The 6,188-nt window shown below is 29.9% G+C and carries 9 protein-coding genes; all 9 read right to left on the reverse strand.

Annotated elements, in window-relative coordinates:
* Positions 1 to 45: 45 nt before the first annotated feature.
* Entirely contained in the window at positions 46 to 837 is a 792-nt protein-coding gene (locus B2W91_RS20455; protein WP_414633144.1) for a ribonuclease HII, read from the reverse strand.
* A 151-nt stretch (positions 838 to 988) separates the two neighbouring features.
* Complete coding sequence (ylqF, locus tag B2W91_RS20460) at positions 989 to 1,831, reverse strand: ribosome biogenesis GTPase YlqF (protein ID WP_291584313.1); 843 nt, start codon at positions 1,829 to 1,831, stop codon at positions 989 to 991.
* Between the two features lie 121 nt (positions 1,832 to 1,952).
* Positions 1,953 to 2,300 carry a 50S ribosomal protein L19 gene (rplS, locus tag B2W91_RS20465; protein ID WP_291584315.1) on the reverse strand — a complete coding sequence of 116 codons (348 nt, stop codon included), beginning with the start codon at positions 2,298 to 2,300 and terminating at the stop codon, positions 1,953 to 1,955.
* Positions 2,301 to 2,410: 110 nt separating this feature from the next.
* The gene (gene trmD / locus B2W91_RS20470) at positions 2,411 to 3,136 is read right to left on the reverse strand and encodes a tRNA (guanosine(37)-N1)-methyltransferase TrmD (RefSeq protein WP_291584317.1); all 726 of its coding nucleotides are present in this window, start codon (positions 3,134 to 3,136) and stop codon (positions 2,411 to 2,413) included.
* Entirely contained in the window at positions 3,136 to 3,627 is a 492-nt protein-coding gene (gene rimM, locus B2W91_RS20475; protein WP_291584318.1) for a ribosome maturation factor RimM, read from the reverse strand. The genes trmD and rimM overlap by 1 nt, the downstream gene beginning before the upstream one ends.
* 139 nt (positions 3,628 to 3,766) lie before the next feature.
* On the reverse strand, positions 3,767 to 4,000 hold the full coding sequence (locus tag B2W91_RS20480) for a KH domain-containing protein (RefSeq protein WP_039631839.1): 234 nt from the start codon (positions 3,998 to 4,000) through the stop codon (positions 3,767 to 3,769).
* A 31-nt stretch (positions 4,001 to 4,031) separates the two neighbouring features.
* The gene (gene rpsP / locus B2W91_RS20485) at positions 4,032 to 4,274 is read right to left on the reverse strand and encodes a 30S ribosomal protein S16 (RefSeq protein WP_039631837.1); all 243 of its coding nucleotides are present in this window, start codon (positions 4,272 to 4,274) and stop codon (positions 4,032 to 4,034) included.
* A gap of 37 nt (positions 4,275 to 4,311) precedes the next feature.
* On the reverse strand, positions 4,312 to 5,661 hold the full coding sequence (gene ffh, locus B2W91_RS20490; protein ID WP_291584319.1) for a signal recognition particle protein: 1,350 nt from the start codon (positions 5,659 to 5,661) through the stop codon (positions 4,312 to 4,314).
* Between the two features lie 10 nt (positions 5,662 to 5,671).
* On the reverse strand, positions 5,672 to 6,010 hold the full coding sequence (locus B2W91_RS20495) for a putative DNA-binding protein (protein WP_291584320.1): 339 nt from the start codon (positions 6,008 to 6,010) through the stop codon (positions 5,672 to 5,674).
* Between the last annotated feature and the right edge of the window lie 178 nt (positions 6,011 to 6,188).

The raw sequence follows: 6,188 nt of genomic DNA on the forward strand, positions 1-6,188 counted from the left end.
ATTGTGGAACCCTATATAAAAAAGCATGACCTAAATCATATTTTTTTATAGTATATTCTTTAAAAAACTTTTTCTATGTATTTTTGTCACACCATAGCTCTTTAAAGCTTTTACATGCTCTTCTGTACCATAACCCACATTTCTTTCAAAGCCATAGTTTAAAAACTCTCTACTATAGTCTTCCATAAGTTTATCTCTAAAAACTTTAGCTAGTATAGAAGCACAAGCTATACTTGCACTTTTAGTATCACCTTTTATAACATGATAATTTTTAATATCAAAATCTTTAATTAAATATCCATCTGATAAAACTACCTCTGGTGTAATAGAAAGCCCCTTACAAGCCTTTTTAAATACTTCATTATTACACCATCCTATACCTTTTTCATCTATTTCCTCATTATTAATAATAGAAATGCTATAACTTAATGCATTTTCTTTTATTTTTTCTACTAACTCTTCTCTTAACTTTTGTGATATCTTTTTAGAATCATTAATATATAAAATCATATCCTTATTTATTTCAAAATCTAAATCTAGTATTACTGCTGCAGAAACAATAGGTCCTGCAAGAGGTCCTCTTCCTACTTCATCTACACCAGCAACATATTTATAATCACCAAAGCTTTTATCAAAATCATACATGTGCTTTACTCTAATTATTTCTTCATGGTAAGCATTTATATGTTTTTTTAGTTTTTCACCTAACTTCTGTACATTTTTTCGATTATCACTATTTAATAAATTTACTAATTCCATAAACAATTCATTACACTCATCAATTGTATAATTTGATTGAAATTTATTTATATAGTTTTTTATTTCATCATATTTCATAGAAGATAAATTCAAATCATGCAAAACTATCACCACTATTCTTTATAAAATTAAAAATGGACAATTGACATCAATTTCTTTAAAAGAAATAAGTTTAAAACTTCTCTTGAGAGAAGTATCCATAATTGTCCATTGTCAATCGTCAATTGACTTAAGGCCTTTCAAGTGAAATAGGGCCTAATTTTCCACCCCTAAACTCATCTAAAAGCATTACTGCCACTCTATTATAATCTATATTTCCCCCTGAGATTACAGCCCCTCTTTTTCTTCCTATATTCTCCATGTTTTCAAGAGCACTTTCACTTAATTCATTAAGTTTATATCTCTCTTTTAATCGCTCTGGATAATACTCTTGCAATCTCTCTATAAGCTTTAATGCTAAATCTTCTATATCCATAATTTCATCTTTTATAGCTCCTGTAAAGGCAAGATTTAACCCTACTTCTTCATCCTCAAATTTAGGCCATAATACACCTGGAGTATCCATAAGTTCTATACCTATTTTAGTCTTTATCCACTGTTTACTCTTAGTAACTCCTGGCCTATCTCCAGTTTTCGCTATATTATTTTTAGCTAATTTATTGATAAAGGTAGATTTCCCTACATTAGGTATTCCTACTACCATAACACGAGTAACAATATTAACTACTCCTTTATTTTTAAGTCTATCATGCTTTTCTTTTAAGATTTCATCCAATGCAGGCTTAATATTCTTAAGTCCCATACCAGTTAAACAATTTACTGATAGCACCTTAGTATAATCATTAGAAAGAGTCTTTACCCATCCTTTTGTTACTTTTTCTTCACTTAAATCACTTTTATTCAATAATATAATTCTGGGTTTATCCTTGCAGATCTCCTCTATATCAGGATTAGCACTAGATTTTATAATTCTAGCATCTCTTATTTCTATTACTGCATCTACTAGTTTAAGACTTTCTTTAATCTGCCTTCTAGTCTTCGCCATATGTCCCGGAAACCAATTTATACTCATAAATACCCACCTTTCTTTTTCTTTATAGTTGGCAATAAGCAATTTATAATAATAAAAAATATTTTTAAGTTTTAAAACTTATATTTTAAAATAAAAAAAGGGACTTTTTAGCCCCATTTTTTTATCTGATTAATTCTTTAACTTTAGCAGCTTTTCCTACTCTATCTCTTAAGTAGAATAACTTAGCTCTTCTTACTTTACCTTTTCTTACAACTTCAACTTTCTCTATAACTGGAGCATTAACTGGGAAAGTTTTTTCTACTCCAACTCCTGAAGCTACTCTTCTTACAGTAAAAGTTTCTCTTAATCCACCGTTTTGTCTTTTAAGTACAGTTCCTTCAAAAATCTGGATTCTTTCTTTGCTTCCTTCACTGATTCTGATGTGAACTTTAACAGTGTCCCCAACGTTGAATTCTGGTAAATCATTTCTAATTTGTTCAGCTTCTATAGCTTTTATTATATCTAACATGTGCATTCCCTCCTAAGCTTTATTTGACGTTCATAATCATGTATCATGACAGAGGACCGCCCGTACTAGCACAAAACACATTTTATCACATAAAAAATATCATATCAATACTATTTTATACTTTTATAGTAATTCTCTAATATTTTTTTATCTTCTTTTGTAAGTTCAATGTTTTTATATAGATCACTTCTCTTTTCTTTAGTTATAAGCAAGGATTGAAGTCTTCTATATTTTCTTATATTATCATGATGTCCTGAAATTAAAACTTCTGGAACTTTTTTTCCTTCAAAATCATAAGGTCTTGTATATTGGGGATATTCTAACAATCCATCATAAAAGGATTCGTCCATAAAACTTTCATCGCAAGATAATACTTTTGGAATCATTCTACTTATACCATCTACAATTGGTATACATGCCATTTCGCCACCAGTTAGTACAAAATCACCTAAGGATAACTCCATGTCTATGTAATCATGAACCCTTTCATCTATGCCTTCATAGTGGCCACATAAGAAAATTAATTCTTTCTCATTGCTTAATTCCTTAGCCATTTCTTGATTAAAAGTTTTACCCCTAGGCCCTAGAAATATTACCTTACCATTATTAACCTTTTTCACATCTTTTATGCAATCCACTATAGGTTGAGGAGTCATCACCATTCCTGCACCTCCACCATAAGGATAGTCATCTACTTTTTTATGTTTATTGTTTGCATAATCCCTAATATTCACACAATTTATTTCTAATATTTTTTCATTTTGCGCTCTTCCCATAATGCTATGATTAAATACATCAAACATTTCGGGAAAAAGTGTTAATATATGTATCTTCATTATTCAGACCAAACATTGACAGGCTTTATTGTTATCTCATTGTTTTCAATATCTACTTTAACCACAATCTCTTTTAAAGCTGGTATAAGCACTTCTTTTTTCCCTTTAACCCAATATACGTCATTACTTCCTGTTTCAATAACATCATATACTGTACCTAATTCTTCTCCCTCAGTATCAAAGACTTTACAATCAATTAAATCTGCAATATAATAACTATCCTCTGGTAGCTCTTTAGCGTCTTCTCTATGAATTTTTAAATATTTATTTCTATATTTTTCAGCTTCATCCATAGAATCTATACCTTCGATTTTAAGTATTGCTCTATCAGTTTGAAGCTTGCAAGAAATAATCTTTCTCTCCACTTCATCTATATATACCTTTTTTAACGCTGTAAACTCTTCCAAGCTATCTGTAAGCGAAAAAACTTTTACCTCTCCTCTTACTCCGTGAGGCTTAGTTATTTGCCCTATGCTCATAAACTCTTTCATTTTTAAAAGCTCCTCCTAGAATTTTATTATATGGTTAAAACTCCACCGTCAAAGCCTTTGGAGTTTTTATGTGAAATCCCTATAATTTATTTTCATAATTAATTATAATTATAAAATAAGAGTTAGGATACCCTAACTCTTATGTTTCTATTATTTCTACAACAACTCTTTTATTTTCTTTAACAGCCGCTGCTTTTACAACAGTTCTAATAGACTTAGCTATTCTTCCCTGTTTTCCAATTACCTTTCCCATATCTGCCTTATCAACTTTTAACTCTAATATTATAGAATGGTCGCTAGCAACTTCATTTATTACTACGGCATCGGGATTGTCAACTAAAGATTTAGCAATAACTTCAAGTAACTTTTTCATGGAATGCTCCTCCATTCAAATCAACAACTTACTATTTTATTCCAGCGTTGTTGAAAAGTCTTTTAACTGTATCTGTTGGTTGTGCACCATTTTTTACCCACTTGTTTGCTTTTTCTTCGTCTATTTTAACTGTAACTGGCTCTGTTGTTGGATTGTAATATCCTATTTCATCAATAAATCTTCCATCTCTTGGAGATCTTGAATCAGCTACTATGATTCTGTAGAAAGGAGCTCTTTTAGCACCCATTCTTTTTAATCTAATTTTTACTGCCATGTTTTTTCACCTCCTTCAAAGGATTAATATCATATATTTAAAAAGGTAACTTTCCAAATATACCTTTTTTCATTGACTTCTGCATACCCTTCATGTTCTTCATAGCCTTCTTCATCATATCAAAATGTTTTAAAATTTTATTTACTTCTTGAATTGAAGTACCTGAACCATTAGCGATTCTTTTTTTTCTTGATGGTGAAGATGATATTAGATTAGGTTTTCTTCTTTCCTCAAAGGTCATGGAGCTTATTATTGCCTCTATTTTACCCATTTCCTTTTCTCCTTGTGAAAGGTCTAATCCTTTTAATTCTTTAGAATTCATTCCAGGCACCATTTCCATAATTTTGCCTAAAGGTCCTAATTTCTTCATTTGATTAAGCATATCTAGAAAATCTTCAAAGTTAAATTCTTGATTTAACATTCTATTTCCTAATTCTTGAGCTTTTTGTTCATCAATTGCAGATTGTGCTTTTTCTATAAGAGAAAGTACGTCTCCCATGCCTAATATTCTAGAAGCCATTCTTTCTGGATGGAATACTTCAAGATCAGACATTTTTTCTCCCATACCAACATATTTTATTGGCTTACTAGTCATAGCTTTAATTGAAAGTGCAGCTCCTCCTCTTGTATCACCATCAAGTTTTGTTAATATTACACCTGATATATCTAGTTGAGAATTAAAACTTTCAGCTACATTTACTGCATCTTGACCTGTCATTGAGTCAACTACTAATAATATTTCATTAGGATCTATATTTTCTTTTACATCTTTAAGTTCATTCATCAATTCTTCATCTATATGAAGTCTTCCAGCAGTATCAACAATTACTACATTGCATCCATTATTTTTAGCATTTTCTATAGATGCTTTAGCAATATCCACTGGACTTGTTTTATCTCCCATAGTAAACACTGGTACATCTATTGATTTTCCTACCACCTGAAGTTGTTTAATTGCGGCAGGTCTATATATATCACACGCTACTAAAAGAGGCTTTTTATTGTTTTTTCTAAGGTTAAGTGCAAGCTTACCAGCCATTGTTGTTTTACCAGCACCTTGAAGTCCCACCAACATAATTACAGAAATTCCATTTGGATTTAATTGAAGCTTACTTTCCACATTTCCCATAAGTTTAGTTAACTCATCATTAACTATTTTAATTACCTGCTGTCCTGGGGTTAAACTTTCTAAAACTTCATTTCCAAGGCATTTCTCACTAACGTCTTTAACAAAGTTTTTAACAACTTTATAGTTAACGTCTGCTTCTAACAACGCTAGTTTAACTTCTCTCATAGCTTCTTTTATATCTTTCTCTGAAAGTTTGCCTTTACCTTTTAACTTTTTTATGGTTTCTTGCAACTTAGAAGTTAATCCCTCAAAAGCCATAGTAAACCTCCTAAATTTCAATAATATTTTTGATTATATCATTGATTACTTCGGACTTTTCATGGTCCTCTATATCTAAACTACCTATTTTTTTTATTATTCTTTCTTTAGAATTTTTAATTTCTAAACTTTTTTCTAAAAGATGAAGTTTTTTTTCGTACTCTAATAAGAGACTATTACATCTTTTTATTAAATCATGTATTGCTTGCCTACTAGTATTTGTAATCTCAGATATTTCTTTTAAAGATAAATCATCATTAAAATACAAGCCCATTATGTCTCTTTGTTTTTCTGTAAGCAACGGACCATAAAAATCTAAAAGTAATGATAACTCTAATCTTTTTTCCATGTAATCACCTTACTCACAAAGCATATATTAGCAAAAATAAATATAGCTGTCAAGTATTTTTACTTAACACTCTAAATATTTTTATTTGAGCTTATAATTACTTTTTATTTTATTATTTGAATATAGAACTGTATATAGGGTTCCTTAATTAAAATCTAACTTATGCATGATTTTAATT

The sequence above is a fragment of the Clostridium sp. UBA6640 genome (genome assembly GCF_002455975.1).
GTDB lineage: Bacteria > Bacillota > Clostridia > Clostridiales > Clostridiaceae > Clostridium_J.

Bases quoted from the DNA above. Each gene is read 5' to 3' on its own strand.
- B2W91_RS20455 (WP_414633144.1), bottom strand. From the start codon at position 837: ATGAAATATGATGAAATAAAAAACTATATAAATAAATTTCAATCAAAT.
- ylqF (WP_291584313.1), bottom strand. From the start codon at position 1,831: ATGAGTATAAATTGGTTTCCGGGACATATGGCGAAGACTAGAAGGCAG.
- rplS (WP_291584315.1), bottom strand. From the start codon at position 2,300: ATGTTAGATATAATAAAAGCTATAGAAGCTGAACAAATTAGAAATGAT.
- trmD (WP_291584317.1), bottom strand. From the start codon at position 3,136: ATGAAGATACATATATTAACACTTTTTCCCGAAATGTTTGATGTATTT.
- rimM (WP_291584318.1), bottom strand. From the start codon at position 3,627: ATGAAAGAGTTTATGAGCATAGGGCAAATAACTAAGCCTCACGGAGTA.
- B2W91_RS20480 (WP_039631839.1), bottom strand. From the start codon at position 4,000: ATGAAAAAGTTACTTGAAGTTATTGCTAAATCTTTAGTTGACAATCCC.
- rpsP (WP_039631837.1), bottom strand. From the start codon at position 4,274: ATGGCAGTAAAAATTAGATTAAAAAGAATGGGTGCTAAAAGAGCTCCT.
- ffh (WP_291584319.1), bottom strand. From the start codon at position 5,661: ATGGCTTTTGAGGGATTAACTTCTAAGTTGCAAGAAACCATAAAAAAG.
- B2W91_RS20495 (WP_291584320.1), bottom strand. From the start codon at position 6,010: ATGGAAAAAAGATTAGAGTTATCATTACTTTTAGATTTTTATGGTCCG.